At 71.3% G+C, this 26407-nt stretch carries 22 protein-coding genes; 6 read left to right on the forward strand and 16 right to left on the reverse strand.

Annotated elements, in window-relative coordinates:
• Positions 1-161: 161 nt before the first annotated feature.
• The 8 genes from AB0D74_RS40590 to AB0D74_RS40625 form a co-directional block, all read right to left on the reverse strand.
• A complete protein-coding gene (locus tag AB0D74_RS40590) occupies positions 162-1814 on the reverse strand; it encodes a histidinol-phosphate transaminase (protein ID WP_362598663.1) in 1653 nt (550 codons plus the stop codon).
• A gap of 234 nt (positions 1815-2048) precedes the next feature.
• A complete protein-coding gene (locus AB0D74_RS40595) occupies positions 2049-3203 on the reverse strand; it encodes an aldose epimerase family protein (protein WP_362598666.1) in 1155 nt (384 codons plus the stop codon).
• A gap of 53 nt (positions 3204-3256) precedes the next feature.
• The gene (gene mmsB, locus AB0D74_RS40600; RefSeq protein ID WP_362598669.1) at positions 3257-4501 is read right to left on the reverse strand and encodes a multiple monosaccharide ABC transporter permease; all 1245 of its coding nucleotides are present in this window, start codon (positions 4499-4501) and stop codon (positions 3257-3259) included.
• A complete protein-coding gene (gene mmsA, locus AB0D74_RS40605; protein WP_362598672.1) occupies positions 4498-6060 on the reverse strand; it encodes a multiple monosaccharide ABC transporter ATP-binding protein in 1563 nt (520 codons plus the stop codon). Before mmsA ends, mmsB begins: the two co-directional genes overlap by 4 nt.
• 44 nt (positions 6061-6104) lie before the next feature.
• Positions 6105-7214, reverse strand: a complete 1110-nt coding sequence (chvE, locus tag AB0D74_RS40610) for a multiple monosaccharide ABC transporter substrate-binding protein (protein WP_362598675.1) — start codon at positions 7212-7214, stop codon at positions 6105-6107.
• 133 nt (positions 7215-7347) lie between these two features.
• Positions 7348-8325 carry a hypothetical protein gene (locus tag AB0D74_RS40615; RefSeq protein ID WP_362598678.1) on the reverse strand — a complete coding sequence of 326 codons (978 nt, stop codon included), beginning with the start codon at positions 8323-8325 and terminating at the stop codon, positions 7348-7350.
• 113 nt (positions 8326-8438) lie between these two features.
• Entirely contained in the window at positions 8439-9443 is a 1005-nt protein-coding gene (locus tag AB0D74_RS40620) for an alcohol dehydrogenase catalytic domain-containing protein (protein WP_362598682.1), read from the reverse strand.
• The gene (locus tag AB0D74_RS40625) at positions 9440-10600 is read right to left on the reverse strand and encodes a mandelate racemase/muconate lactonizing enzyme family protein (RefSeq protein ID WP_362598685.1); all 1161 of its coding nucleotides are present in this window, start codon (positions 10598-10600) and stop codon (positions 9440-9442) included. Before AB0D74_RS40625 ends, AB0D74_RS40620 begins: the two co-directional genes overlap by 4 nt.
• A gap of 201 nt (positions 10601-10801) precedes the next feature.
• On the opposite strand from AB0D74_RS40625, the gene AB0D74_RS40630 reads away from it, so the two are divergent.
• Positions 10802-11710 (forward strand): hypothetical protein, encoded by a 909-nt coding sequence (locus AB0D74_RS40630; protein ID WP_362598688.1) that lies wholly within the window; start codon positions 10802-10804, stop codon positions 11708-11710.
• Positions 11711-11834: 124 nt separating this feature from the next.
• On the opposite strand, the gene AB0D74_RS40635 is transcribed toward AB0D74_RS40630, so the two are convergent.
• The 4 genes from AB0D74_RS40635 to AB0D74_RS40650 all read right to left on the reverse strand — a co-directional run bounded on the left by AB0D74_RS40635 (position 11835) and on the right by AB0D74_RS40650 (position 14784).
• Positions 11835-12449: an NAD(P)H-binding protein gene (locus tag AB0D74_RS40635; RefSeq protein ID WP_362598691.1), complete on the reverse strand. Its 615-nt coding sequence runs from the start codon at positions 12447-12449 to the stop codon at positions 11835-11837.
• A complete protein-coding gene (locus tag AB0D74_RS40640) occupies positions 12446-13225 on the reverse strand; it encodes an inositol monophosphatase (protein ID WP_362598694.1) in 780 nt (259 codons plus the stop codon). Before AB0D74_RS40640 ends, AB0D74_RS40635 begins: the two co-directional genes overlap by 4 nt.
• Positions 13226-13309: 84 nt before the next feature.
• Positions 13310-14197 (reverse strand): LysR family transcriptional regulator, encoded by an 888-nt coding sequence (locus tag AB0D74_RS40645; RefSeq protein ID WP_362598697.1) that lies wholly within the window; start codon positions 14195-14197, stop codon positions 13310-13312.
• Positions 14198-14334: 137 nt separating this feature from the next.
• Entirely contained in the window at positions 14335-14784 is a 450-nt protein-coding gene (locus AB0D74_RS40650; protein ID WP_362598700.1) for a MarR family transcriptional regulator, read from the reverse strand.
• Positions 14785-14875: 91 nt separating this feature from the next.
• On the opposite strand from AB0D74_RS40650, the gene AB0D74_RS40655 reads away from it, so the two are divergent.
• Together AB0D74_RS40655 and AB0D74_RS40660 are read left to right on the forward strand one after the other, a co-directional pair.
• Positions 14876-15874, forward strand: coding sequence for an NADP-dependent oxidoreductase (locus AB0D74_RS40655; protein WP_362598703.1), 999 nt, complete (start codon positions 14876-14878; stop codon positions 15872-15874).
• Positions 15875-16051: 177 nt separating this feature from the next.
• Positions 16052-18877 (forward strand): NPCBM/NEW2 domain-containing protein, encoded by a 2826-nt coding sequence (locus AB0D74_RS40660; RefSeq protein WP_362598706.1) that lies wholly within the window; start codon positions 16052-16054, stop codon positions 18875-18877.
• A 117-nt stretch (positions 18878-18994) separates the two neighbouring features.
• On the opposite strand, the gene AB0D74_RS40665 is transcribed toward AB0D74_RS40660, so the two are convergent.
• Positions 18995-20155 (reverse strand): serine hydrolase domain-containing protein, encoded by a 1161-nt coding sequence (locus AB0D74_RS40665; protein ID WP_362598709.1) that lies wholly within the window; start codon positions 20153-20155, stop codon positions 18995-18997.
• 181 nt (positions 20156-20336) lie between these two features.
• On the opposite strand from AB0D74_RS40665, the gene AB0D74_RS40670 reads away from it, so the two are divergent.
• Both AB0D74_RS40670 and AB0D74_RS40675 read left to right on the forward strand, forming a co-directional pair.
• The gene (locus AB0D74_RS40670) at positions 20337-21191 is read left to right on the forward strand and encodes a hypothetical protein (RefSeq protein ID WP_362598712.1); all 855 of its coding nucleotides are present in this window, start codon (positions 20337-20339) and stop codon (positions 21189-21191) included.
• Positions 21192-21304: 113 nt separating this feature from the next.
• Entirely contained in the window at positions 21305-22096 is a 792-nt protein-coding gene (locus AB0D74_RS40675) for an EI24 domain-containing protein (RefSeq protein WP_362598716.1), read from the forward strand.
• Here AB0D74_RS40675 and AB0D74_RS40680 read toward each other — a convergent pair.
• The 3 genes from AB0D74_RS40680 to AB0D74_RS40690 form a co-directional block, all read right to left on the reverse strand.
• Complete coding sequence (locus AB0D74_RS40680; RefSeq protein ID WP_362598719.1) at positions 22083-23333, reverse strand: pyroglutamyl peptidase; 1251 nt, start codon at positions 23331-23333, stop codon at positions 22083-22085. The two genes, AB0D74_RS40675 and AB0D74_RS40680, sit on opposite strands and share 14 nt — an antisense overlap.
• A 275-nt stretch (positions 23334-23608) precedes the next feature.
• Entirely contained in the window at positions 23609-24583 is a 975-nt protein-coding gene (locus AB0D74_RS40685) for an aldose epimerase family protein (RefSeq protein WP_362598722.1), read from the reverse strand.
• Positions 24584-24675: 92 nt separating this feature from the next.
• Positions 24676-25575 (reverse strand): SGNH/GDSL hydrolase family protein, encoded by a 900-nt coding sequence (locus AB0D74_RS40690; RefSeq protein ID WP_362598725.1) that lies wholly within the window; start codon positions 25573-25575, stop codon positions 24676-24678.
• Between the two features lie 252 nt (positions 25576-25827).
• Between AB0D74_RS40690 and AB0D74_RS40695 the strand changes: the two genes are divergently transcribed.
• Positions 25828-26322 carry a DUF3145 domain-containing protein gene (locus AB0D74_RS40695; protein WP_093503479.1) on the forward strand — a complete coding sequence of 165 codons (495 nt, stop codon included), beginning with the start codon at positions 25828-25830 and terminating at the stop codon, positions 26320-26322.
• Positions 26323-26407: the final 85 nt, after the last annotated feature.

Consider the following 26407-nt stretch of genomic DNA (forward strand, 5'->3'; position numbering starts at 1 on the left):
CTGCCGCCTCCGGGTTTGTTACGCATTTGGCGTGGTTTTATGCGGTGTGCAGTACGGTTCTCCGCGCCCCTTACGGGGCGCGCCCCGTAAGGGGCGCGGGGAACTGCGCGATCAGCCACGACGGTGGTGCGCTCGGCGGCGCACCGTACCGTCTGCGGCGGCTAGCCGACCTGGCCCATGCCCGCCGCGTTGGGCCAGCTCTGGGCGTTGGGCCAGCCGGTGGCCGGTGCGGGGGCCAGGTTCGGGGCCGGGGGCGCGGGGGCCGTCATCCCGCGGACCTGCGCGGCGGTGAGACCGCCCCGGGCCGGTACCCCGGGCGGCGTGGGCCCGGCCGGAACGGGGGCCGGGGCCGGGATCGGGGCGGGGGCCTGCATCTGCATCGGCATCTGCATCGGGACCGGCGCGGGCGCCGGTGCCATCGGCGTCACCGGCGCCATCATCGGCTGCTGCATCTGCTGGGGCTGCTGCATCTGCATGGCTGCCGCCGGCATCGGCATCCCGACGCCCTGCTGCGCGGCGACGGGGAGCGGCATGCCGACACCGGCGGCGGGAGCGGCGGCGAGCCCCGGAGCGGACATCGCGCCGACGGCCTGCGCGAGCTGGAGGCCCGCCCCGTTGGTCTCGCTCACCAGCCGGTCCACCGCCGCCGTACCCGAGCTGTAGCTGGTCCCATTGCTCAGCTCGGGCACGGCGGCTCCCCTCCTGGTCCCGTAGAGCACCTGTTCCATGGCGGACACCAGGCGACGCACGTCCACCTCGGGGCGCACCACGAGACGCAGGAAGCGGCTGGAAGAACCGATCTTGTTGCCGCACTCACGGACCAGGATCCGGTGCTCGGTGAGCATCCGGTCGCGGACCACGGTGCCCTCGGCGCCGACGGGAAGGCGCACGAAGAGGAAGTTGCCCTGCGAGGGGTAGACCGTCAGGCCGGGCAGGGTGGCGAGCTGGCTGGCCATCTCCAGGCGGTCCTTGCGGACCTGGAGCAGGCTCTGCGCGTACTCGGTGCCGTGCTCCTTGAGCATGAAGACGACGTACTCGGCGAACGCGTTGAGGTTCCACTTCGGGAGCATCGAGCGGACCTTGCCGGCCAGCGAGGGGTTGGCCACCATGTAGCCGAACCGGATGCCGTGCAGGCCGAAGTTCTTGCCGAGGCTGCGCAGGACGATGACGTTCGGGCGGAGCATCGCCTCCTGGACGACGCTGGGCTCGGCCTCGGCGTCGGCGAACTCCAGGAAGGACTCGTCGATGACGATCAGGTCCAGGTCGGCCATGGCGTCCATGAACTGCACCAGCGCCTGCTTGTGCAGGAAGCCGCCGTCGGGGTTGTTCGGGTTGCAGATGACGGCGACCTTGGTGCCCCGCTTGCGGATGAAGTCGGCGTACTGCGCGAGGTCGAGCGCGAAGCCGTTGGACTCCTGGAGCGGGAACATGTCGACGCGCTTGCCGGTCTCCATCGGCTGGTCGGTCCAGCGGCCGAAGGTGGGGACGGGGATGGCGAGGGACTCGCGGACCAGCAGGTGGTCGATCCAGGTGATCAGCTCGGTGGAGCCGTTGCCCATGGCCACGGCCTGCGGGGGGAGCTGGAGGAGGTTGCAGAGCTCGGCGGTGATGGTGTCGGCGCTGCTCGGGTAGAAGGTGATGATGTCCTTCAGCCGGGCCGCCATTGTTTCCATCATGGCCGGGGTGGGGAAGTAGGGGTTGCAGGGAATGCAGAAGTCGACCGGACCGGTTCCGTCGCCCCCCTCGCGTGCCAGCGCCGCCATCGACGGGCTGTGTGCACCGCTGCGGAACAACGAGGTGACGTTGCCGGCCATTTAACCTCCGTATGAGGCGGGCCCGGTGGGGACGTCCGGGCCCGTCGTCTTGGGCGGCCCGCGCGGGGGAGCACGGGCCGCCCTTCAATACGGAAACAGCTGATCCTCTGTTCACCCGGTGTGAAAAAAGTGTGAGTTACCGTTTCTTCATGGAACCGGGCTGTGCCGCGCCCCGTCAGGGGCGCGGGGAACTGCGCGGCCGGCCCCTTACCGCCCGCACAGCTCCCCACAACCTCAGGCGTCGAACGAATGAACCGTCCGCGTCCTGTAAACCTGCCCCGGCCGCAGCACCGTCGACGGGAAGCTCGCGTGGTTCGGCGAGTCGGGGAAGTGCTGGGTCTCCAGGCACAGTCCGTCGCCCTGCCGGTAGGTGCGGCCGGAGGTGCCGGTGAGCGTGCCGTCGAGGAAGTTGCCCGAGTAGAACTGCAGGCCCGGCTGGTCCGTGGCGATCTTCAGGGTGCGGCCGGAGCGCGGGTCGCGCAGCGTGGCGATGTGCTCGGGCCGGGCCGTGACGCCCTTGTCCAGGACCCAGTTGTGGTCGAAGCCCTTGGCCTGCACCTGCTGGGGGTGGCCCGCGCGGATGTCCCGGCCGACCGGCTTGCCCTTGCGGAAGTCGAAGGGGGTGCCGGAGACCTTGGCCAGCTCGCCCGTCGGGATCAGGCCCGAGTCGGTCGGCGTGTAGCGGCCGGCGGCGATCGTCAGCTCGTGGTCCTCGATCGTGCCGTTGCCCTCACCGGCGAGGTTCCAGTAGGTGTGGTTGGTGAGGTTGACCACGGTCGCCTTGTCGGTGGTGGCCTCGTAGTCGATGATCCAGTCGCCGTGCCGGTTCAGGGTGAAGGTCACCTTCGTCCTGAGGGTGCCCGGGTAGCCCATCTCGCCGTCGACGCTCGTGTAGTGCAGGTGCAGGCCGACGTCGGAGCCCGAGGTGAAGCCCTCGATGTCCCAGACCTTCGTGTTGAAGCCCTTGGCGCCGCCGTGCAGGCTGTTGACGCCGTCGTTGACGGAGAGCTGGTAGGTCGTGCCGTCGAGGGTGAACCGGCCCTTGGCGATCCGGTTCCCGTACCGGCCGATGGTCGCGCCGAAGAAGGTGGTCCCGGCGACGTACGCGGCGAGGTTGTCGTAGCCGAGCGACACGTTGGCGTACCGGCCGTGCCGGTCGGGGATCTCCAGGGACTGGATGATGCCGCCGTAGGAGAGGACCTTCAGGCGGGTGCCGCCGTTCTCCAGGGACCAGCGGTAGACCTTGGTCCCGTCGGCGAGGGTGCCGAAGAGCTCCTTCACCGGCTTCCTGCTCCCCGAGGCGGCCTCGGCGCTGCCCGTACCGAGGGTGGTGGCGGCGATGCCCGCCGCCGCGGCTCCTGCGATGACCGTGCGTCTGTTCAGTTCCATGTGCGGCTCCTGGATAAAGGAGGGGCCCCGCCTTCCGGCGGGGCCCGCGCTGACTACGAACCGGACTTGCGCTTGTTCCACACGTCGAAGCCGACGGCCGCGAGGAGGGCGAGGCCCTTGATGACCTGTTGCCAGTCGGTGCCGACGCTGAGGAGGTTCATGCCGTTGTTCAGCACGCCGAGGACGAGACCGCCGATGATGGCGCCGAGGATGGTGCCGACACCGCCGCTCATGGAGGCGCCGCCGATGAACGAGGAGGCGATCGCCTCCAGTTCGAAGCCGTCGCCCGCCTTCGGCGAGGCCGCGTTCAGCCGGGCCGCTACCACCAGGCCGGCCAGGGCCGCGAGCACGCCCATGTTCAGGAAGACGTAGAAGGAGACCTTCTTGTCCTTGACGCCGGACAGCTTGGCCGCCGGCAGGTTGCCGCCGATCGCGTAGATGTGCCGGCCGAAGACCGCGTTGCGCATCACGTAGCCGTAGCCGACGACCAGCGCGCCCAGGACGATCAGGATGATCGGGGCGCCCTTGTAGCTGGCGAGCAGCATGGTGAGGACGAGGATCGCGGCGACCAGCGCGGTCAGCTTCAGCAGGAACAGCCGGGTGGGCGGCACCTCCAGGGCGAACTCCTGCTGGCGGCGCCGGTCCCGGAACTCCTGCCAGACCACGGCGGCGATCAGCACGATCCCAAGGAGCAGCGTGATGTTGTGGTAGTTGGTGTGCGGGCCCACCTCGGGGAGGAAGCCGTTGCCCAGGTTCTGCAGCCCGTTCGGGAACGGGCCGATGGTCTGGCCCTGGAGCAGGATCTCGGTCAGACCGCGGAAGAGCAGCATCCCGGCGAGGGTGACGATGAACGACGGTATGCCGAGGTAGGCGATCAGGAACCCTTGCATCGAGCCGGCCACGGCGCCCATCACCAGGCACAGGATCAACGCGACCGGCCACGGCACGCCGTGGTTGACCGTCAGGACGGCCGCGAAGGCGCCCACGAACGCGGTCAGCGAGCCGACCGACAGGTCGATGTGCCCGGCGATGATCACCATCATCATGCCGATGGCCAGGATCAGGATGTAGCTGTTCTGCAGGACCAGGTTGGAGACGTTGCGCGGCAGCAGCAGGTCGCCGTCCGTCCACACCGCGAACAGGGCGACGATCAGGCCGAGCGCGATCAGCATGCCGTACTGGCGCATGTTGCGGCGCAGCCCGTCCAGGACCAGCCGGAGCAGGTTCCCGTCGGCGGCCGACCCGCTCCTGCCCGGCGGCGCCGGCGCCGGGCTCTTGGCGGTGACATCCGTGCTCATCGCGATACCTCTTTGTCCTTCGCCTTGTCTTTCGTCATATGGCGCATCAGCACTTCCTGCGTGGCCTCGGCCCTGGGCACCTCACCGGTCAGCCGGCCCGCGGCCATGGTGTAGATGCGGTCGCACATGCCGAGCAGTTCGGGCAGTTCGGAGGAGATGAAGACCACCGCCTTGCCCTGGGCGGCGAGCTGGTCGATGACCGTGTAGATCTCGTACTTGGCGCCGACGTCGATGCCGCGGGTCGGCTCGTCGAGGATCAGCACGTCGGGACCCGCGAAGATCCACTTGCTGAGGACGACCTTCTGCTGGTTGCCGCCCGACAGCTTGCCCACCGGCTCGAAGACCGTCGGCGCCTTGATGTTCATGGACGTGCGGTAGCCCTCGGAGACCTGCCGCTCCTCGTGCTCGTCCACGATCCCGCGCCGGGCCACCTTGTTCAGCGCGGTCAGCGAGATGTTGCGGTTGATGGTGTCGATCAGGTTGAGGCCGTAGTGCTTGCGGTCCTCGGTGACGTACGCGATGCCGTGCCCGACCGCCTCGGCGACCGACTTGGTACGGATCTCCGTGCCGTCCTTGAGGACCGTGCCGCCGTCGTAGCGGCCGTAGGTCCGCCCGAAGACGTTCATCGCGAGTTCGGTGCGGCCCGCGCCCATCAGGCCCGCGATGCCGACGATCTCGCCGCGCCGGACGTGGATCGACACGTCGTCGACGACCTTGCGCTCGTGGTCGATCGGGTGCCGCACGGTCCAGTCGCGGATCTCCAGGGCCGGCGCCGCGTCCGTCTCGCCCTCGTACGCGGTGCGTTCGGGGAAGCGGTGGTCCAGGTCGCGGCCCACCATGCCCGAGATGATCCGCTCCTCGGTCGTCTCCTGCGACTTCACGTCGAGGGTCTCGATGGAGTGGCCGTCCCGGATGATCGTCACCGAGTCGGCGACCCGACGGATCTCGTTGAGCTTGTGCGAGATGATGATCGAGGTGATGCCCTGGTTCTTCAACTCCAGGATCAGGTCCAGGAGTTTGCCGCTGTCCTCGTCGTTCAGAGCCGCGGTCGGCTCGTCGAGGATGAGCAGCTTCACCTTCTTCGACAGCGCCTTCGCGATCTCCACCAGCTGCTGCTTGCCCACGCCGATGTCGGTGACGCGGGTCTCCGGGTGGTCGTCGAGACCCACCCGGCGCAGCAGTTCGGTGGCGTGCCGCAGGGTCTCCCGCCAGTCGATGAACCCGCCCTTGGCGTGTTCGTTGCCGAGGAAGATGTTCTCCGCCAGCGAGAGGTACGGCGACAGCGCCAGCTCCTGGTGGATGATGACGATGCCGCGCTGCTCGCTCGCCCGGATGTCACCGAACTTGCACAGCTCGCCCTCGAAGAGGATGTCCCCCTCGTAACTGCCGTGCGGGTGGACGCCGGAGAGGACCTTCATCAGGGTCGACTTGCCGGCGCCGTTCTCCCCGCAGATGGCGTGGACCTCGCCCTGGCGGACGGTCAGCGTGACGTCCGACAGCGCCTTGACGCCGGGAAAGGTCTTGACGATCGAGCGCATTTCCAGGACGGGTCCCGCCATGGTCGTGCCTTCCAATCAGTAGGACAACTAGTGGGGGACTCGGGTCACTTGAGCTCGGCGTCGGTGTAGTAGCCGCCCTTGACGAGGACTTCCTCGTAGTTGGACTTGTCGACGCTCACCGGCTGCAGCAGGTAGGCGGGCACGACCTTGGAGCCGTTGTCGTACGTCTTGGTGTCGTTCGTCTCCGGCGTCTTCTTGTTCAGGACGTCGTCGACCATGGTCGCGGCGACCTTGGCGAGCTGCCGGGTGTCCTTGTAGACGGTCTGCGTCTGCTCGCCCGCGATGATCGACTTCACCGAGGCCAGCTCGGCGTCCTGCCCGGTGATGACGGGCAGCGGCTGGCTGCCGGAGCCGTAGCCGTCCGACTTCAGCGCGGCGATGATGCCGATCGAGATGCCGTCGTACGGCGAGAGCACCGCGTCGACCTTGGCGGACTTGTAGGAGGAGGTGAGGATGTCCTCCATGCGCGACTGCGCGGTCGCGCCGTCCCAGCGCAGGGTCGTGACCTTGTTGAGCGCGGTCTGCCCGGACTTGACCACCAGCTGCTTCTTGTCGATGTACGGCTGGAGCACGCTCATCGCGCCGTTGAAGAAGTACTTGGTGTTGTTGTCGTCGTTCGAGCCGGCGAACAGCTCGATGTTGAACGGGCCCTTCTTGCCGCTGTCCAGGCCCAGCTTGTGCACGATGTAGGTGCCCTGCTCGACGCCGACCTTCTCGTTGTCGAAGGACGCGTAGTAGTCGACGTTCTTCGTGCCGAGGATCAGGCGGTCGTAGGCGATGACCGGGATCTTGGCGTCCGCGGCCTCCTGGAGCACGTTGTTCAGGGACTTGTTGTCGATGGCCGCGATGATCAGGCCCTTGACGCCCTGCGTGATCAGGTTCTCGATCTGCGAGACCTGGGTGTCCGGGTCGTCCTCGCCGTAGACCAGCTTGGTCTTGTAGCCCTTGGACTCCAGGTCCTTGACGACGTTCTTGCCGTCCGCGATCCAACGCTCGGAGGACTTGGTCGGCATCGCGATGCCGATCGTGCCGCCCTTCGCGCTGCCGCTGTCCTCCTTGCTGCCACCCTCACTGCTCTGCCCGCACGCGGACAGCGTCAGGGCGAGGGAGGCGGCCCCGGCTATGAGGGTAAGAGCGCTTCTGCGAGTACGCATGGTGATGGATCCCTGTTCTTCTCGTCGTTGAGATGCATTGCAGGTGTCGTGAAGCGCCCCGAAGGGCAGCGCCCCAAGGGGGCGCGGGGAACTGCGCGACCAGCCGTGACGGACCCGCAGTCCCCGACGCTCATCAGGCAGAACCCTCGACCGGGAACCGGCGCAGTTCCCCCGGCAGCCGCGACCCCAGCGGCGCCATGTCCCCGTCCGCCCCGTGCCGGGCCAGCAGGTCAAGGGCCAGCCGCCCCCGCCGCACCCGCTCCCGCGCGGTGTCCAGCGTCACGTCCCGCAGGTGCGTGCCCCACGGGTAGATGCCGGGCGCCTTGGACAGCCCGAACTTCAGGTAGATCGGCGCCCCGCGCCGGATCAGCTCGGCGACCTCGTACATCCGGATGTAGCCGCCGAGGTCGTCGGGGGCCTCGATGTACATGTCCATCGGGGCACCCGACACCCGCCGGATCTCGGTGAGGTGATCGAGCGTCAGGTCGCTCGGCACGTTGACGGAGTCGGCGCCCAGGTGCTCGAAGACGGAGTACGAGGCCGGGTTGACGGGACCGATCAGCGCCGAGACCTTCAGGGTCGTGTCGGCCGGGATGATCCCCGCCTGCCGGGCCCGGTGCAGGGTCCACAGCACGCCCTCGTCGGCGACCAGCAGGCACTTGACGCCCAGCTCGGTCGCCCGGACCGCGTCCTCGACGCACCCGGCGACGGCGTCGTGGCCGCGGGCACGCAGTCCGGCCCCCCGCGAGTCGGAGCGCACCGAGCCGCCGATGTCCCAGGTGCCGCGCGGCCCGGTGAACAGGCAGAGCTCGATGTCCCGTTCGTTGGTCGCCTCGACCATCTCGGTGATCTCGGCGTCGGAGAGCATCCACACGCCGCTGCCCTGGCTGATCCGGTGGATCGGCACGTCGAGCCGCGAGGACTCCTTGAGGACGACGGCCAGCGCCTCGGGACCCTCGCAGGAGGGGATCTCGGTGCGCCACTTGCCGCCGCCCGGGAAGCCGTGGGCGGAGGCGTCGGCGGGGTCGAGGGCGGGCGCGCCCAGGCCGAGGGCGGCGAGCGCCTGCTCACCGGGTCGGCGGGCCGCCGTAACGGAAGCGTCGGTCGTCACAAGCTGTCCTTCGTGTTCGGTATTTCGGACAAGGTTCGCGGCTCGGGGCAGAGAAAGACTGTGGTGGTACGCCGGCCACGGCGAGGTCAGGGCACGCCGCGGCCGGCGTACGCCTAGGGGCGGAGCAGCACCTTGCCCACCTTCGGATCACCGGCCCCCACCAGCTCGATGGCGTGCGGGAACTCGGTCAGCGGCAGCTCGTGCGTGACCAGCGGCAGCGGGTCGAGGAGGCCGGCCGCGAAGACGCGGACCGTGTGCGACCAGGCGTCCGGCGGTGCTCCGAAGACGGTGTGCACCTCCAGCTGCCGTACGACGAGGTCGGTCGGGTCCAGGCCGTCGGCGCCCGCGGCCGGGATCCCGGTCAGGACCAGGCGTCCGCCGCGCCTGAGCAGGGAGGCGGCGGTGCGCGCGGCGGACGCGGACCCGGCGGTCTCGATGACGACGTCGAAGTCGTCGGGCAGCTCCTGGTCCTTGGTACGGAAGTCGGTCGCGCCGAACTGCCGCGACAGCGCCTCCCGGTCGTTCCTGGTCCCGACCACCAGCAGCTCGCCCGGCGAGATCGCGCGCAGGAACTGCACGGCGAACATGCCGAGCGTCCCGGTGCCGACCACCGCGACCCGCTCGCCCGGCTGGGCGTTGCCCTTCAGGGCGGCGGCTGCGATGCAGGCGGCCGGTTCGAGCAGGGCCGCGGCGGTGAGGTCGGCGTCCTCAGGGAGGGCGTGCAGCAGGCGGGCCGGGAGGGTGAGGGTGGCGGCCATGGCGCCCGGCTGGGTGAAGCCGGTCTCCTCGTAGCCGTCGGTGCACAGGGTGGTCTCCCCGGCGTGGCAGCGGTCGCACACCTGGCAGTTCCGGAACCCCTCGCCGACCACCTTGCGGCCGACCAGCGAGGCGGGCACCCCGGCGCCCACCGCCCGTACGGTCCCCGACCACTCGTGGCCCGGCGTCAACGGGTACCGGACGTACCCCTCGGGCCGGTTCCCCTGGTACACCTCGCGGTCGCTTCCGCAAATCCCGACCGCGTGCACGGCGACCAGCGCCTCGCCGGGACCCGGGTCGCGGGGCGTGTGCTCCTCGACCCGCTGGACGCCCGGCGCCTCGACGACGACCTGGGAGCTCACTTCGACGTCCCCTTCGGCTTGCGCTGCTCCCAGCCCTCGGCCCACAGGTCGAACCGGGCCTGCTGCTGCGGGAACTCGGCCGCCGCGTCGGCGTCGAACTCGACCCCGAGACCGGGCTCCTCGGACAGGTGGAAGTACCCGTCCACGACCTCCGGCGCGCCCTTGACGACCTTCTTGATCTCGGCGTCGGCGAAGTCGTTGAAGTGCTCCAGGATCTTGAAGTTCGGGGAGGTGAACCCGACCTGGAGGGAGGCGGCGGTGAGCACCGAGCCGCCGACGTTGTGCGGGGCGACCAGCACGTAGTGCGTCTCGGCGGTGGCGGCCAGCTTCCTGGTCTCCCAGATTCCACCGATATGGCCGACGTCCGGCTGGATGATGTCCACGGCCTGGCTCTCGAAGAGCTCGCGGAACTCGATGCGGTCGTGGATGCGCTCACCGGTGGCGACCGGGATGTCCACCTTGGCGGCGACCTTCTCCAGCGCCTTCAGGTTCTCCGGCGGGCAGGGCTCCTCCAGCCAGGCGGGCTTGAAGGGCGCGAGCTCGCGCACCAGCCGTACCGCGGTGGAGGGCGAGAACCGGCCGTGCATCTCCAGCATCAGCTCGGCGTCCGGCCCGATGGCGTCCCGCACGGCCTCGATGAGCGACACGGCGTACAGGGTCTGCTCGTGGTCCAGCTCGAAGTGCCCGGTGCCGAACGGGTCGATCTTCAGCGCCTTGTACCCGCGCTCCATGACCCCCTGCGCGGCCTTGTGATAGGCCTCCGGGGTCCGCTCGGTGGTGTACCAGCCGTTGGCGTACGCCTTGACCTTGTCGGTCACCTTCCCGCCGAGCAGCTGCCACACCGGCACGCCCAGCGCCTTGCCCTTGATGTCCCAGCAGGCCATCTCGATCACGGCGATGCCGGACATGACGATCTCACCCGCCCGGCCGTAGTCGCCGTACTTCATCCGGCGTACCAGGTCTTCCACCGCGAACGGGTCCGAACCGAGAATGTGGTTGGCCTCGGCCTCTCGCAGATAGCCGATCAGCGCGTCGGTGTGACCGAGCATCCGGGTCTCGCCGACTCCGGTGATCCCCTCGTCGGTGTGCACCTGGACGTAGGTCAGGTTGCGCCACGGCGTCCCGACCACGTGTGTGCTGATTCCGGTGATGCGCACGGCAGTTGCCCCTCAGCTGTTCGAGATTTCGTCACACGTTCGAAATGCTGGCGTGACAGTAAGGACGGGGCGGCAGGGGTGTCAATGGGTCGAACAGGTAACGGTTTCGGCAAGGCTTGCGATACGTTTTTCGGTCCCCCACAGAACCTTCACAGGGGTGGCTGGTTAAGTGACTGGTGGGGAACTTAGTCTTCCCGCGTCATGGACTACTGCTACCCGTGCCGACGGCACCTCAACGGCGCCCTCGCCTGCCCGGGGTGCGGCACCGCCGCCGAAACGCTACGCGCGTCAGCGCCGGAAGCGTCCGCCTCCGAACCGGTTACGCCCGGTGAAACCCCGTACACGGAGCCGCGGTTCGCCGGCGGCGGGTACGGCCGCGGCCCGGCGTTCACCGAAGACGCACAGGGCGCCGAGGACGCACGGAGCGCCAAGGACGCCGAGGACACCGAGGACGCCGAGACCGAGGCCGACGGAGTGCCGGCGGGCGGCCGGGCCGACCGGCGGCGGGCGGCGCGCGGACGCGGCGGCCGGAGCCGGGGGCAGGCCGCCGACAGCCTCGCCGAGGATCCCGGGGATCCCGAGGAACCGCTGTCCGCCCCGGACGGGAGCCGTCGCGACCGCAAGGCCGCCGCCCATCGCCGGCGGCGCCGCAGGGTCCTGCTGGTGGCCGCGGCGTGCGTACTGGCGGCGGGCGGCCTGAGTCTCGCCGAACTCGGCACGGACGCCATACCGTTCACCAGCCCCGGCTCGGCCTCGGCGGGCGGCGACACGACCGACGGCGTTACGTCGACGTCGTCCCCCGGCACGACGGCCCAGCCCCTGGGCGACACCTCCGGCGCGACGGGCACACCCGGCTCCGCCTCCGCCGACCCCTCGGCCTCCCCGTCCCCCTCCTCCTCGAAGGACAAGGCGTCCGGCTCCCCGTCCCCCTCCTCCTCGAAGGACGCGAACGCCCAGTCGGCGACGACGGCCCCGGTCACCGGCAAGCCCACGGCGACGGCGACATCCACGACGGGCTCGACCCCGACGGCGACCCCGACGACGTCGGACCCGTCCCCCTCCCCGTCCCCGAGCAAGACGTGCACCCGGTTCCTGTGGTGGTGCTCGTAAGGGAGCACCGCCGGACGGCGCCCCGCCGCCGGAGCGCCCCGTCAGGGGAGCGGGGAGCTGTGCGACCGGCCCCCACCGGCCGGCGCTCGACATGTCCACCGGAGCAAACCCAGCAAAGCGATCCTCAGTCCACCGGAATCACCGTCCGCCCCGGATGACTCCCGCTCTCGGCCTCGTCCAGCATCGCCGCCGCGACCGTCGCCCGCCCCACCCTCGCCGGGAAGAACCTCCTCGGCGCCTCCTCCACGCCGAGCGTGCGCCGGGTCGCGCTCAGCGGCGTGTCCGCCAGCGGGCCGGCATGGAACACCGTGCCGCCGGAGCCGGTCACCACCTCGCACGCCGTCACCCGGTCGGCCATCTCGGACTTCATGAACGTCCGCAGCAGGTTGCGGGTGAACCCCCCGGCCGCCTGCGCGGTCGCACCGGTGCCGAACGCGCCGAGCCAGATCACCCGGGCGCCCGCGTCGACGGCCGCCCGCGCGCCCGCCGTCAGGATGCCCGGCTCGCTGCCGCCGCTGATGCCGAGCCCGGACAGCACGGTCGTACTGTCCCGCAGCGCCTCGGCCAGCCGCGCCGCGTCGCGCACGTCCGCGGCGATCCGGGTCAGCCGGGTCCCGTCGGGCACGGAGATCCGCTGTGGATCGCGGGCGACGGCCACCACCGTGTGGCCGCGTTCGAGGGCCTGCCGGGTCAGCTGCAGTCCCGTACCGCCCGACGCGCCGAGGATCGTGACGTTCATGACGCGACGCCGTCCAGGACGGCGCGGGCGGCCTCGTGCAGCCCGGGCGCGGCGATCAGGACGTCGGGGCTCCCCGGCCGCCACGGCTGCCCGCGCAGGTCCGTGACGGTTCCGCCGGCCTCGGAGACCAGCAGCGAGCCGGCCGCGACACCCGGCAGGTCGGGCTCGTACTGCCAGAAGACGTCGTACTGCCCGGAGGCGACCGCGAGCAGCGGGAACGTGGTCGGGATCGTGTTGCGCACCAGCAGGGACACGCCCATCAGCGCGGCCACCGCGTCACCGAAGCGCCGGTTGGCCTCCGGGTTCCCCGGCGCCTGGCTGGCCGTGACGACCGCCGCGTCCAGGCTCTGCTTCTCCGACACGCGCAGCCGCACCCCGTCGAGGAAGGCGCCCCCGCCCCGCACGGCGGTGTAGGTCAGGTCCGGCACCGGCATCCGTACGACGGTCAGCACGGGGACGTTGTCCCGGATCAGCGTGATGTTGACCGACCACTCGGGCAGCCCGTGGACGTGGTTGACGCCCCCTTCGATCCCGTCGGTGGCCCACCACTCGCCCTCGGGCAGGTCGCTGCCCTCCATCTCGTCGCCGACCCAGCCGGCCTCCGGCCGCAGTTCGCGCAGCGCGGCCTCCAGGTACTCGCTGGTGCCGCCCTCGATCCGCCGGCCGAAGGCGTACATGTCGGCGCGGCTCTTCGGGCGTGCCTCGGCCGAGTACGTCTTCAGCAGCCGCTCGCCCGCCTCGCGGGCGATCTCGACGACTTTCTCCAGTAGCTCCATGGGTTTTCCTCCCCTTCGCCGGTGTTGACACCAGTGAAGGGCCCGGACGTCGTTGCGTCCAGTGCAACGTTCTCAACTCTGGATTTACCGAGACGCAATCAATGTCTTGACCTGCTCCCGCAGCCACCGGTGGGCGTGATCGCCCTCGTAGCGCTGGTGCCAGGCCGCGATCAGCGGGACGGGTGCCACGGTCACCGGCAGCTCCGTCAGCCGCAGTCCCTGCCGCGCGACGGCCTCCGCGCACATCCGCGCCGGCACGGTCACCAGCACGTCGTTGCTCCGCGCGAAATCCAGTGCCGCCGTCGTCGTCGGCACCGCGGCCACCGTGCGGCGCCGCAGACCGTGCTCCTGCAGGGCCTCGTCGACCGGATCCCGCAGGCGGCCCCGGCGGGAGACCAGGACATGGTCGGCCGCGGCGTACTGCGCGAGGCTCAGGCGACCGCCCGGCAGGCCCTCGGGGACGGCGACCATCAGCCGGTCCTCGCCCAGCGTCTGCGACCGGATCTCGGGGGCGGCCGGCTCGGTGGCACCCACCTCGATGTCCACCTGCCCGTGCCGCAGGTCGTTCGTGTCCGTACCGGACTCGGCAAGGAACCGCAGCCGCACGCCGGGTGCCCGGTCCCGTACGGCCTTCAGGAGCCCGGGGCCGATCGCGGTGGTGACGGCCTCGTGGAACTGCACGGTGAACGTCCGGTCCAGCGTGGCCAGATCCAGCCGCCGCTGCGGCGCCAGCAGCCCCTGCGCCTCCTGCACGAGCCGGTGCAGGTCCGCCCGCACCGCCAGCGCGTACGGCGTGGCCGTCATCGTCCGTCCGGTGCGCACCAGGATCTGATCCCCGGTCAGCCGCCTGATCCGCCCCAGACTCCGGCTGACCGCAGGCGCCGAGAGTCGAAGCCGGTCAGCGGCCCCCGTCACACTCCCCTCCTCCAACAGCGCGTCGAGTACCGTCAGGAGATTGAGATCCATCTGCATCCGGCGACTCTAGGCTCCCCCCGCTGGGCAGCGCCCCGAAGGGGCGCGGGGAACTGCGCGACCAGCCACAACGCCGCCGCAGCCGACACACAACCCCAGACGCCCACACGCCAATCGCGGCCCCCCCAGCGGAGCGTCTACGCGTCGAGCATCCTGCGCAGCAGATCCCGCAGCGACAGCCGCTCCTCGTCCGACAGCCCCGCCAGCGGCTCGCGCGCGAAGCGCAGCCCCTCGCGCAGGTCCCGGGCGACCCGGCGCCCCTCGTCCGTCGCCGCGGCCAGCTTCACCCGGCGGTCGGCCGGGTCGGGCCGCCGCTCCACGAGCCCGCGCGCCTCCAGCCGGTCCACGATCCCCGTCACGTTGGACGGCTCGCACTTCAGCTTCTGGGCCAGCTTCCGCATCGGCAGCGGCTCCAGCGAGAGCAGACTGAGCAGCCGCGCCTGCGCCCCGGTGAGCGTGTGCTCGCCCGCCGCCTCCTCGTAGTCCGCGTAGAAACGGGCCACGACGTCCCCGATGAGCTCGACGACCTCCAGGGTCAGGGCGTCGGGACGGCGGGTCTGCGCTGGGGTGGACCGTGTGGACGACATGCGCTCCAGGGTACCGCGTTACTTGACATCATGAAATATTCAGGAGCATGGTTGTTTCAGGTACTGAAGTAATTTCGGAAAGGCGTACGTCATGATCAACCGCGAGTGGCACCTGCTGAGCCGTCCCGTCGGCTGGCCGAAGCCCGAGGACTTCGCCCTCGTCGAGACGGAGGTCCCCACGCCGGGCGAGGGGCAGGTGCTCGTGCGGAACAAGTACCTCTCCGTCGACCCGTACATGCGCGGCCGGATGAGTGCCGCGAAGTCGTACGTCGCCCCCTTCGAGCTGGGCAAGGTCATGCAGGGCGGTGCGGTCGGCGAGGTCGTCGAGTCGAACGCCGAGGGCATCGCGGCCGGCGACCACGTCCTGCACTTCTTCGGCTGGCGCGAGTTCGCGGTCGTGGACGCGAAGAACGCCGTCAAGGTCGACGCCGACGCCGCGCCGCTCTCGACCTACCTCGGCGTCCTCGGCATGACCGGCCTCACCGCGTACGCCGGCCTGCTGCGCACCGCCTCCTTCAAGGAGGGCGACTCCGTCTTCGTCTCCGGCGCCGCCGGTGCCGTCGGCAGCCAGGTCGGCCAGATCGCCAAGCTCAAGGGCGCCTCCCGGGTGATCGGCTCGGCCGGCTCCGACGAGAAGGTGAAGCTCCTGGTCGAGGAGTACGGCTTCGACGCGGCGTTCAACTACAAGAACGGCCCGGTGAGCGAGCAGCTGCGCGCCGCCGCCCCCGACGGCGTGGACGTCTACTTCGACAACGTCGGCGGCGACCACCTGGAGGCGGCCGTAGGCCAGCTCAACCGGGACGGCCGGATCGCGGTCTGCGGCATGATCTCCGTCTACAACAGCACCGAGCCCGTCCCCGGCCCGAAGAACCTCGCGCGTCTCATCCAGACCCGCGGCCGGATCGAGGGCTTCCTGGTCGGCGACCACTACGACCTGCAGCCGCAGTTCGTCGCCGAGGTCGGCCCGTGGGTGGCCTCCGGGCAGCTGAAGTACCGCGAGACGGTCGCCGAGGGCATCGAGAGCAACGTGGAGGCGTTCCTCGGGGTCCTGCGCGGCGACAACACCGGAAAGATGATCGTCAAGCTGTAAGGCCGCAGGGAGCGGTGGGCGCCCTCACGGGTCCGGCGGCGAGCCGGGGTTCCCGGGGTGAGGGCGCCCCGTTTCCGTGTTGGATCCTGTCCGAAGTCTTCCCTGGAGCTGTGCGTTCCTGTAGCCATGTGCGCGGAGGTGTTCGCCTCCACTGGGCCTCGGGGTCGGGAGAGCCGCATGCTCCAGTCCGTCCGGTACCGCGCGCTGTCATGGCTCGCACTCATCAGCTGCCTCGTGTTCGTGTCCGGCGCTCTGACATCGTTGTCAGCCCACGCCGCCACCACGACATCCGCGCCGCCGGCCACCACGATCACCGTGGACGGGTCCGGCACCGGCCGCACCTTCGACGGCATCGGCGCCATCAGCGGCGGCGGAGGCAACTCCCGGCTGCTCGTCGACTACCCCGAGCCGCAACGCAGCCGCATCCTCGACTACCTCTTCAAACCCGGCTACGGGGCCGCCCTGCACCTGCTCAAGGTGGAGATCGGCGGCGACACCAACTCCACCGACGGCTCCGAACCCAGCATCGAGCACACCCGGGGCACCGTGCACTGCGACAGCGGCTACGAGTGGTGGCTGATGGAGCAGGCCAAGAAGCGCAACCCGGACATCGAGCTGTACGGCCTGGCCTGGGGCGCCCCCGGCTGGATCGGCAACACCGGCGACACCCCGGGCGGCGGCGACTTCTGGTCCCAGGACATGATCGACTACCTGGTCGACTGGCTGGGCTGCGCCCGGCAGCACGGCCTGGACATCGACTACCTGGGCGGCTGGAACGAACGCGGCTACGACACGGCCTGGTACGAGAAGCTGCACGCCGCGCTCGCCGCCCGGCACCTCCCGGTGCGGATCGTCGCCGCCGACTCGGGTCTGGACGTCGCCGACGACATCGCCGGGGACCAGCAGTTCGCCGACTCCGTCGACGTCGTCGGCGTGCACTACCCCTGCGAGGGCGGCGACGGCGGCACCGCGGACACCTGCTACAGCTCCGACACCGCCCAGGCCACCGGAAAACCCCTGTGGGCCAGCGAGAACGGCTCCCTCGACGAGGACACCGGCGCCGGCGCGCTGATCCGCTCCATCACCCGCGGCTACCTCGACGGCAGGTACACCGCCTACCTCAACTGGCCCCTGCTGGCGGCGGTCTACCCGAACCTGCCGTACGACACGGTGGGTCTCGCGGTCGCGAACCAGCCGTGGTCCGGGGCGTATCAACTCGGCACCAGCCTCTGGACCACCGCCCAGGTCACCCAGGTCACGCGTCCCGGCTGGAAGTTCGTCGACCAGGCGAGCGGCTACCTCGGCGGCGACCGCGCCGACGGCAGCTACGTCACCCTCAAGCCCGCCGACAACTCCGCCTACAGCACGATCGTCGAGACCTCCACCGCGAGCACCGCGCAGCGAGCCGACTTCACCGTCGGCGGCGGACTTCCCACCGGCACCGTGCACGTCTGGGCCACCGACCTCTCCGCCGGCGGCCGGGGCTTCGTCCACACCGGCGACGTGACCCCCCGGGCCGGGCACTTCTCCGTGACCCTCCAGCCCGGCCACGTCTACTCCCTGACCACCACCACCGGCCAGGGCCACGGCACCGCCGTCAGCCCGCCGCAACGGCACCTCGCCCTGCCCTACCGGGACTCCTTCGAGCGGCCCACCCCCGGCCGGGAGGCCAAGTACCTCTCCGACATGCAGGGTTCCTTCGAGACCGCGGCCTGCGGTGGCGGACGGCCGGGACGGTGCGTACGGCAGATGGCGGCGCAGCAGCCCATCGAGTGGCAGGACGACAGCGACGCGTTCGCGCTGCTCGGCGACACGGACTGGCGGGACTACACGGTCAGTTCCGACGTCCGTCTGGCGCAGCCCGGCACCGTCGAACTCATCGGCAGGGCCGGTGAGCAGCAGCGCCCGCAGTCCCACCAGGCGGGTTACTTCCTGCGGGCCGCCGACACGGGTGCCTGGTCGATCGTCAGGAGCGACACCGCGGGTCGGCTGACCACCCTCGCCGCCGGAACCACCCGGGCGCTGGGCACCCGGCACTGGCACACCCTGGCCCTGAGCTTCAGCGGTACCACCATCACCGCGAGCGTCGACGGCCGCCGGGTCGGTGCGGTGGACGACTCCGCGTACCCGGCCGGGCAGGTCGGCCTGGGCGTGGTCGGCTACCAGACCGACGAGTTCGACAACCTGGCCGTCACCCCCGTACGGCACCCCGCCGCGCCTCCGGCCACCCTCACCGCCGACCTGCCGGCCACGGTCCAGCGGGGCGCGTCGGCGACCCTCACCACCACCTTCACCCTCCCGGCGGCCGGCGGACCGGCCACCGGCCTCACGCTGGCGCCCGGCATCCCGGCGAACTGGCGGGCCACCCCCACCACACCCGTCACCTTCACGAAGGTCGCCCCGGGCCACTCGGTCACCGCGAGCTGGACCGTCACCGCGCCGACCGCCACCGACACCCCGGTGACCGAGACGTTCCTGCCGCTCGCCACGTACGACCGCGACGGCGTGCGGCACTGGACGTACGGCAGCGCGAGTACGCGGGTGCCGATCCCGGCGCCCACCGGGAGCCCGTACCTGAGCGATCTGTCGTTCGTCTCCGCCGACAACGGGTGGGGGCCGGTCGAACGCGACACGTCCAACGGGGAGCAGGCGGCGGGGGACGGTCTGCCGATGGCTCTTCGCGGCACTCCGTTCGCCAAGGGGCTCGGCGTCCACGCCGACAGTGACGTGGCCTTCTACCTCGGCGGCAACTGCACCCGGTTCACGGCCACCGTCGGCATCGACGACGAGGTCGCGCCGTACGGGTCGGTCGTCTTCTCCCTGGTCGGGGACGGGCGCACGGTGGCCACGACGCCGGTGCTGACGGGGGAGTCGGCGGGGGTGGCGCTGGACGCCGACGTGACCGGCGTGCAGGAGCTGCATCTCGTCGTCGGGGACGGTGGGGACGGGAACGCGCATGACCATGCGGACTGGGGTGGGGCGAGGCTTGTGTGCGGTGAGTAGGCCGCGCCCTTGGGGGCGTGGGGTGCGGCCCACTCGGCTGCCTGGTGCGGTGCCCTGCCGGGTGCGGGCGGTGTGTGGCTGGTCGCGCAGTTCCCCGCGCCCCTAGGTGGGTTGCGCTCAGCGCGTTGTGAGTACCGCCTGGTGCACGGCCAGTGCCAGGCGGTCGTTCTCGGGGGCCGCGCCGCCCGGGAACGCGAACCGGCGGCGCGTGTAGCCGTAGGCGATGCCGCTGCGCGGGTCCGCGAACGCCTGTGAACCGGCTGCCCCGCTGTGGCCGATCGTGCCCGCGCCGAGGAACGGGTGCCAGGTGTCCGCGGTGGCCTGGAAGCCGAGGCCGTAGGACTTGTGGGCCCGCGCCACCAGGTCGTAGCCGACCGAGTGGATCTGGCCGAACTCCGCCACCGTGTCCTCCTTCAGCAGCGGGGCCTTGCCGTCGACCTCGCTCAGCAGGGCCGCGTACATGCCGGCCAGGCCGCGCGCGGACGCCACCCCGCCGAAGGAGGCCGGGCCCTTGGCGCGGACCAGCCGGTCGTTCGGGAGGGACGCCAGGTCCGTGGGTTCGGCCGTGTGCCGGTTGAAGGCGATCCCCGCCAGGGTCTGCGGGCCGGACGGGACGGAGTCGAGCAGGGCCTGCTGCTCGGACGTGGGCCGCATCGGCAGGGTCGTGCGGAAGCGCGGCTCGTGCGCGGCCGGCAGACCGAGGAAGAAGCCGAGGCCGTAGGGCGCCCGGACCCGCTCCTCGTACACGTCCTGGAGCGTACGGCCGGTCGCCCGCCGTACCACCTCGCCGGTGAGGGCCCCGATGACGAGGGCGTGGTAGCCGAAGGCCGTGCCGGGGCGCCAGAACGGCCGCTGGTCGGCGAGGCGTTCGGCCATCGCACGGTCGTCGCTCAGCTCCTGCCGGCCGAACCCGGTGTCGGTGCCGACCAGACCCGCCCGGTGCGCCAGCAGGTCCCGCAGGGTCAGCGTGCCCTTGCCCTCCGCGCCGAACTCCGGCCAGTAGTAGGTGACCTTACGGTCCAGCTCCAGCGTGCCGTCCTGCACCAGCATCGCCACGACCAGGTGCGCCGCCCCCTTGGTGGACGAGAACACGCTGTACAGGGAGTCCCCGCCGGCCTCCTCGCCCGCCCACAGGTCGACGACCCGCCGGCCGTGGACGTACGTACACAACTGCCCCTCGTAATCGGCCGGCTCGCCCGCGACGAAGGCGGCGAACTCGTCGCGCACCGCCTCGAAACCCTCCGCGACCGTGCCCTGGACGGTGATCTCCTGCGTCATCCGTTCTCCTCAACCGAGCCGCCGGGGGGCAGCTCCCACTGTGAACAACGCCCTACCCACCTGGGCGACCTACCCGTTCCTGAGATCGGTACGGCGAGATGTACCTGTTCGACTCAACCGGGGCATGCTGAGGGCGGACACACCGCGGACAGACCCCACAGCGGCGGGAGGGCCCCGGCCCATGGCGACGATTCCCTCACTTCCCGGCAGGGCGGACGTGCTGCGCATGGCCCGCAGCACCACCGACATCACCGGCCGGCTCCTGGACACCGCCCAGAACCTCACGAAGATCGCCGTCAACACCCTGGACCCACGCGAGGGCTCGGCCCCCGAACTGCTGCGCGTCCTGCACCGGACGACCGCGGAGCTGGCCGAGGCCAGTGCCGCGCCGGGGGCACAGGAGGCCTTCTACCGCGTCGTGGAGACCCTCACCCGGCTCGGCACCAGCGGCGCGCCGCTCGCGGGCCACCCGGTGGCCGAACCGCTGCTGACGGCCCTCAGGGACGGCCTGCTGCCGCTGCTGGACGCGGTGGAGCCGGCGGTGGAGGAGTTCGCGGCGGCGCTCCGCGAACTGGCCGAGGCGCTCTCCCCGCTGCTGCCGCCGGCCGCGGGCGGGGCGGCCGGCGTCCTGCTGGCCCTCACCCCGCTGCTGCGCACGGCGGCCGAGGTCCTGCGGGACTCCGCCCCCGAACTCCACCGCATCGCCGACGCCGTCACCTCGGCCGTGGCCCCGCTGCTGCCCCTCCAGGTGGCCCTGGCCGAGCGGGTGACCACGGCGGGCGCGGGCGTGGTCCGCGCCGCGCTGCCGCCGCTGGCCGACCTGACGGAGGCGGCGGCGAAGACGGCCAGGGCGGCCGGCCCGGCGCTGATCGCCGCCGAGGAACTCGCCGTGACCGGGCTCGAACGCCTCCAGCCCCTCCTGCTGGCCTCCGCCGCCCGCGCGGGGCGGGTGGCCCGGGCCACGGCGGTACGGGTGTCGGCGGCGGTCAGCCCGGCGGCGGACCGGGGGGTGGTGGTGGCGGTGACCCCCGCGTAGAGCTCCGCTGGGGTGGCCGGGATTGCGTCGTTGTTCGGCTGCGGCGGTGTGGGGGCTGGTCGCGCCGTTCCCCGCGCCCCTTTCGGGGCCCGGGTCCCGGTAAAGTTTTGGCCATGCGTGATCTCGGGGTGGGTTTCGGTTATCTCCTCAAGGGCCAGCGGTGGGTCGGGCGGCACGGCAGGCAGTTCGGGTTCGGGCTGCTGCCCGGTCTGATCACGCTCGTGCTGTACGCGGCGGCCCTGGTCGCCCTCGCGATATGGGGAGCGGACTTCGTCGCCTGGGCCACGCCGTTCGCCGACGACTGGTCCAGCCCCTGGCTCGGCCTCTTCCGCGGCTTCCTCACCGCCGTCCTGTTCGCCCTCGGCCTCCTCGGCGCCGTCCTCACCTTCACCGCGGTGACGCTGCTGGTCGGCCAGCCGTTCTACGAGAGCCTCTCCGAGAAGGTCGACGCGGACGTCTCGCCCGACGGCACCGCGCCCGAGTCCGGACTGCCGTTCTGGCGCGAGCTGTGGATCTCCGCCCGGGACAGCCTGCGCGTCCTGCTCCGGGCCGGCCTCTGGGGCGTCCTGCTCTTCGCCCTCGGCTTCCTGCCCTTCGTCGGGCAGACCGTCGTCCCGGTCGTCGGCTTCTTCGTGACCGGGTTCTTCCTCACCGAGGAACTCGCCGCCGTCGCCCTCCAGCGCCGAGGCGTCGACCTGCGCGCCCGGCTCGCCCTGCTCCGGTCCCGCAAGACCCTGGTGTGGGGCTTCGGCACCCCGCTGGGCCTGGCCTTCCTGGTGCCGTTCGTCGCGGTGTTCCTGATGCCGGGCGCGGTCGCGGGCGCCACCCTCCTCGCCCGCGACCTGCTGGGCGAGGAGACGGCCGAGGAGGACGAGCGCGCGGACGAACCCGTCAGCTCTTCCTGAGGCTCTTCCCGAGGCCCGCGTCCGCCGCCACGGTCAGGATCGCCCGCACCTGGTCGATGATGTCCACCCGGTTCCGCACGAACTCCGGGTCGGTCACCTGTGTCGTGTTCCCGGCGCCGAACTGCAGCACCGGCGTGTGCACATGCCCGCCGGGCAGGGTGTCGTGCAGCCCGAGCCGGTCGCGCAGCAGCGTGGCCCGGTAGGCGATCTCGTTGGACAGGTAGTCCCCGCCGCCCCCGGCCCGCGCGGTGGACCCCGCGGTCGGCCCGTCCGCCCGTACGACGGGATCGGTACCGCCCGCCGGGATCTCGGTCACCTCGGTGTGGTCGTACACCGGGAACCGCCCGGTGTCGGCCGCCGTGATCGCCGCGTACGGGAGGGTGGTGGTCGTCCACTGCGGCTGCGAGGCCGGGTCGGTGACCGGGACGGTCCCGGTCCGGCCGATGTTCTCGTTGTCCGCGAACCCGCCCCGCCAGGCGCCGTTGGTCCGCTCCACGTCGAACCGCCCGACCCGCCCCTGGCTCACGGTCGTGAACAGGTCCACCTTCGGCAGGTACGGCCGGAGCGTCCGCTCCACGGTGCCCGCCGCGAAGTCGTCCCACCGCACCGGGAACACCGCCGTCTCCACCCGCGCGGGTCCCTCGGCGGTCTCGATCACGGTCCCGTCGAGGGCCAGCGCGCTCGCCCCGGACGGGTTGGAGATCCGGATGTCCCGGTCGAGGGTGAACGGGTCGAACCCGGTGACGAGGATCCGCCGGACGCCCCTGCCCGGGTAGCGGATGTCCGTCTGCCCGCGCGAGGTCCGCTCCAGCACGTCGAGGAGCGCCGCCCGCTGCCGCTCGCCGACCCCGAACCCGGGCTCCCAGGTGCGCACCTGGCGGGTCATCCCGAGCCGCGCCCAGTACAGCGGCCGGTCGTCGTCCCGGCTCAGGTCGCCCCCGGCGGGACCGCGGCCCTGCGCCCGGTCCACGGCCCGCCGCCACAGCGCCGCCCCCTGCCGTGCCACGGCCTGCCGGGCCTGCGCGTAGGAGTGCGCGTCCGCCAGCGCCCGGGCGAACCCGGGTGCCACGGTGTCGAACCCGGACCGCCGGAGTATCTCCTGCGGCACCGGCTGGTCGAGCCGCTGTTCCTCGACGGTGGGGGAGGGGGCGGTGGCCGCGTGCGCGGCGGTGGGGACGAGTGCTCCGGCCAGCAGCACGATGCCGAGAACGCCCGTCCGAACACGTAGGGAAGTCAAGGGAGTTGGCCCTCCGTCGCAGTGGGGTGCGTGGTGCAGGTCGGGCGCAGTATCGCGTGTGGGCCGCGATGTGGTCTACGCCATCGGCCACCACGGGCCCACGGGCGTTTGTGAAGGGTTCGTACGAGATCGCCGCGACGTGCTCGATGACCGGCCGTCTCCGCACAGCCGCGGCTAAGGTCGGAGCGGGACGCGTCCCCCTTGAGCAGCCCCGGTCCGGGACCTGACCCCTGGACCGGGGCTTGCGTGTCGGTGGACGGCGTCGGCGGGTGTCGTCAGTCCCGCACCCCGAAGCCGTACACCGTCTCCGAACGGTAGGTCGCGCCCGGGTCCAGCCGGGTGCTCGGGAACCCGGGGCGGTTGGGGGAGTCCGGGAAGTGCTGGGTCTCCAGGGCCACGCCGTCGCCGGGGGCGAAGGGGCCGGTCAGGTGCTCGGCGGTGTAGAGTTGGATGCCCGGTTCGGTGGTGGCCACGGTGAGGGTGCGGCCGGACGCCGGCTCGTGCAGCTCGGCGATCTCCACCGGGGTCCCGGTCACCCCCTTGTCCAGGACGAGGTTGTGGTCGTACCCGGAGCCCACCTTGCGGGCCGCGCGGAAGTCGAACCGGGAGCCCGAGACGTCCTCCAGCACCCCCGTCGGAATCAGGTCCGCGTCCACGGGGGTGTAGCGCGAGGCCGCGATCCGCAGCTCGTGGCCGCCCGCGTTCCCGGAGCCCGCCAGGTTGAAGTAGCTGTGGTTGGTGAGGTTCACGACGGTCGGCGCGTCGGTGACCGCCTCGTAGGCGATGTGCAGGGCGCCCGACTCGTCCAGCGTGTACGTCACGGCGAGCTCCAGCCGCCCCGGGAACCCTTCCTCCCCGTGCGGACTCACCCGGGTCAGCCGCACCCCGTGCTCGACGGGCGCCACCTCCCACACCCGCTTGTCGAAGCCGCGGGCGCCGCCGTGCAGGGAGTTGGGCGCGTTGTTCGGCTCCAGGGCGTAGGTCACGCCGTCCAGCGGGAAGCGGGCGTGCGCGATCCGGTTGGCGTACCGGCCGACCAGGGCGCCGAAGTAGGGCCCCGGGTGCTCCAGGTACCCGTCCAGACCGGCGAACCCCAGCACCACGTCCGCCGTGCGCCCCTCCCGGTCCGGGACCTCGACCGACTGCACGATCCCGCCGTACGACAGCACCCGCACCCGGGTCCCCGCGCGCTCCAGCGTCCAGCGGTGCACCTCGGTGCCGTCGGGAAGTGTGCCGAAAAGTTCGTTCATGGGGAAACCCTAAGCCAGGGGTCTAGTCCACCCGTTCCAGCCCACCCGTTCCGGCCCACCCGTTCAAGCCCACCGGTTCTCGCACGCCGGTTCTAGCCCACCGGATCCTTCGCGGTGACGGCCCGGTAGGCGATGGCGGCGAGTCGGGACTGGCCGTCGGTGCTCGGATGGAACCAGTCCCAGTGGCTGAGCTGATCGGTTCCGAACCGGTACGCGTACACGGCCCCGCCGTCGAACCGGCACCGCCGGTCCTTGGCGCAGACCTGCTCCAGCACCTTGTTGTAGTCCTCGACCCGCTGCTGGACCTTGTCCCGGCGCACGGTCGCCGCGCTGGTCAGGTCGTCCGCGTCGGACAGCATGGACGGGCAGATGCCCAGCTTCCACACCTGCTTGCCCAGCGGGTTGGTCCGCCCCTCGGACCACAGCCGCTTCAGGTTCGGCACGCTCGCCACGTACACCTGCGTCTTCGGCAGCTCCTTGCGCAGGGTGCCCAGCGCGTCCTCGAACCCGCTGCGGAAGTCGGCCACCGAGGTCATCGCCCGCACCGACGTACGACAGGCGTCGTTCGCCCCCACCATCACCGTCACCAACTGCGGCTTCCGTACCGCCGCGTCGGCCATCTGCTCCGGCAGGTCGGCCATCCGGGCGCCGGTCTCCGCGTAGTTCCAGCTGTGGTCGGCCGCCCGGGCCCGCCCCAGCAGCCGCACCGCGAGACTGTCCACCTGGTCGCTGGTACCGGTCGCCCAGGACACCTCGGGGCAGTCCGAGAGCACCGTGCAGGCGTCGAAGCCGCGGGTGATGGAGTCGCCGACGGCCGCGATCGAGGCGGGGCTGCGGTCCCACACCTGCACGGTCCGCGCGGCCCGCGTCTTCTCGCTCCCGGTCGCGCCGGAGGAACCGCCCAGCGCATCGCACCCGGCCACCCCCAGCGCGGCGGTGACGGCGACGGCGCCTGCCAGGGCACGCGAACGCCGGCGTCGCTGCTTGCGCATACCCCGTAGGTCCTCTCCGTTTGCCCGATCGTCCCCCGTAATGACAACGCACGGGAGTTCCCGGCCCGCGCCGTGCAACGGACCAACCCCGTACAAGCGTCCCCCTGGGTGAATGGCGGGGGTTTCCTGGCTGTGGGACCGACGGTACGTCACACTCCTTGCGCCACCGCACGGTAGCCTCGCCATCAACGCGGCCGTCGTGTCACTGCCGCCAGCCAGCCAGCAAGATGTCCGCTCAGCCCGGAGGTTCCGGTGACGACACGTGGAGTTCTGTACGTGCACTCCGCGCCCCGCGCGCTGTGCCCGCACGTCGAGTGGGCCGTCGCCGGGGTGCTGGGCACGCGCGTCAACCTCGACTGGATCCGCCAGCCGGCCGCGCCCGGCACCTGGCGCTCCGAGTTCTCCTGGCAGGGTGAGGTCGGCACGGCGTCCAAACTCGCCTCCGCGCTGCGCGGCTGGCACCTGCTCCGCTTCGAGGTCACCGCCGAGCCCTGTGCGAAGGCCGAGGGCGAGCGCTACAGCTGCACTCCCGACCTCGGCATCTTCCACGCGGTCACCGGGATCCACGGTGACATCCTCATCCCCGAGGACCGCCTGAGGGCCGCCCTGACCCGCTCACAGCGCGGGGAGACGGCCCTGGAGGCCGAGATCGCCAAGCTGCTCGGCAAGCCCTGGGACGACGAACTGGAGCCGTTCCGCTACGCGGGCGAGGGCGCGCCGGTCCGCTGGCTCCACCAGGTGGTCTGACGCCGACCGGATCTCGTCCGCGGCGCCGTCGTGGCTTGTCGCGCAGTTCCCCGCGCCCCTAAAAGCCAGGGGCTGGCGCCCCTTT

This window comes from Streptomyces sp. NPDC048278 (genome assembly GCF_040652195.1).
Classification (GTDB): Bacteria; Actinomycetota; Actinomycetes; order Streptomycetales; family Streptomycetaceae; genus Streptomyces.

Coding starts and splice junctions, on each gene's coding strand:
- AB0D74_RS40675 (WP_362598716.1), top strand. CDS start 21,305: ATGCGTGATCTCGGGGTGGGTTTCGGTTATCTCCTCAAGGGCCAGCGG.
- AB0D74_RS40660 (WP_362598706.1), top strand. CDS start 16,052: ATGCTCCAGTCCGTCCGGTACCGCGCGCTGTCATGGCTCGCACTCATC.
- mmsB (WP_362598669.1), bottom strand. CDS start 4,501: ATGAGCACGGATGTCACCGCCAAGAGCCCGGCGCCGGCGCCGCCGGGC.
- AB0D74_RS40685 (WP_362598722.1), bottom strand. CDS start 24,583: ATGAACGAACTTTTCGGCACACTTCCCGACGGCACCGAGGTGCACCGC.
- AB0D74_RS40670 (WP_362598712.1), top strand. CDS start 20,337: ATGGCGACGATTCCCTCACTTCCCGGCAGGGCGGACGTGCTGCGCATG.
- AB0D74_RS40630 (WP_362598688.1), top strand. CDS start 10,802: ATGGACTACTGCTACCCGTGCCGACGGCACCTCAACGGCGCCCTCGCC.
- AB0D74_RS40645 (WP_362598697.1), bottom strand. CDS start 14,197: ATGCAGATGGATCTCAATCTCCTGACGGTACTCGACGCGCTGTTGGAG.
- AB0D74_RS40590 (WP_362598663.1), bottom strand. CDS start 1,814: ATGGCCGGCAACGTCACCTCGTTGTTCCGCAGCGGTGCACACAGCCCG.
- chvE (WP_362598675.1), bottom strand. CDS start 7,214: ATGCGTACTCGCAGAAGCGCTCTTACCCTCATAGCCGGGGCCGCCTCC.
- mmsA (WP_362598672.1), bottom strand. CDS start 6,060: ATGGCGGGACCCGTCCTGGAAATGCGCTCGATCGTCAAGACCTTTCCC.
- AB0D74_RS40595 (WP_362598666.1), bottom strand. CDS start 3,203: ATGGAACTGAACAGACGCACGGTCATCGCAGGAGCCGCGGCGGCGGGC.
- AB0D74_RS40650 (WP_362598700.1), bottom strand. CDS start 14,784: ATGTCGTCCACACGGTCCACCCCAGCGCAGACCCGCCGTCCCGACGCC.
- AB0D74_RS40655 (WP_362598703.1), top strand. CDS start 14,876: ATGATCAACCGCGAGTGGCACCTGCTGAGCCGTCCCGTCGGCTGGCCG.
- AB0D74_RS40690 (WP_362598725.1), bottom strand. CDS start 25,575: ATGCGCAAGCAGCGACGCCGGCGTTCGCGTGCCCTGGCAGGCGCCGTC.
- AB0D74_RS40635 (WP_362598691.1), bottom strand. CDS start 12,449: ATGAACGTCACGATCCTCGGCGCGTCGGGCGGTACGGGACTGCAGCTG.
- AB0D74_RS40640 (WP_362598694.1), bottom strand. CDS start 13,225: ATGGAGCTACTGGAGAAAGTCGTCGAGATCGCCCGCGAGGCGGGCGAG.
- AB0D74_RS40665 (WP_362598709.1), bottom strand. CDS start 20,155: ATGACGCAGGAGATCACCGTCCAGGGCACGGTCGCGGAGGGTTTCGAG.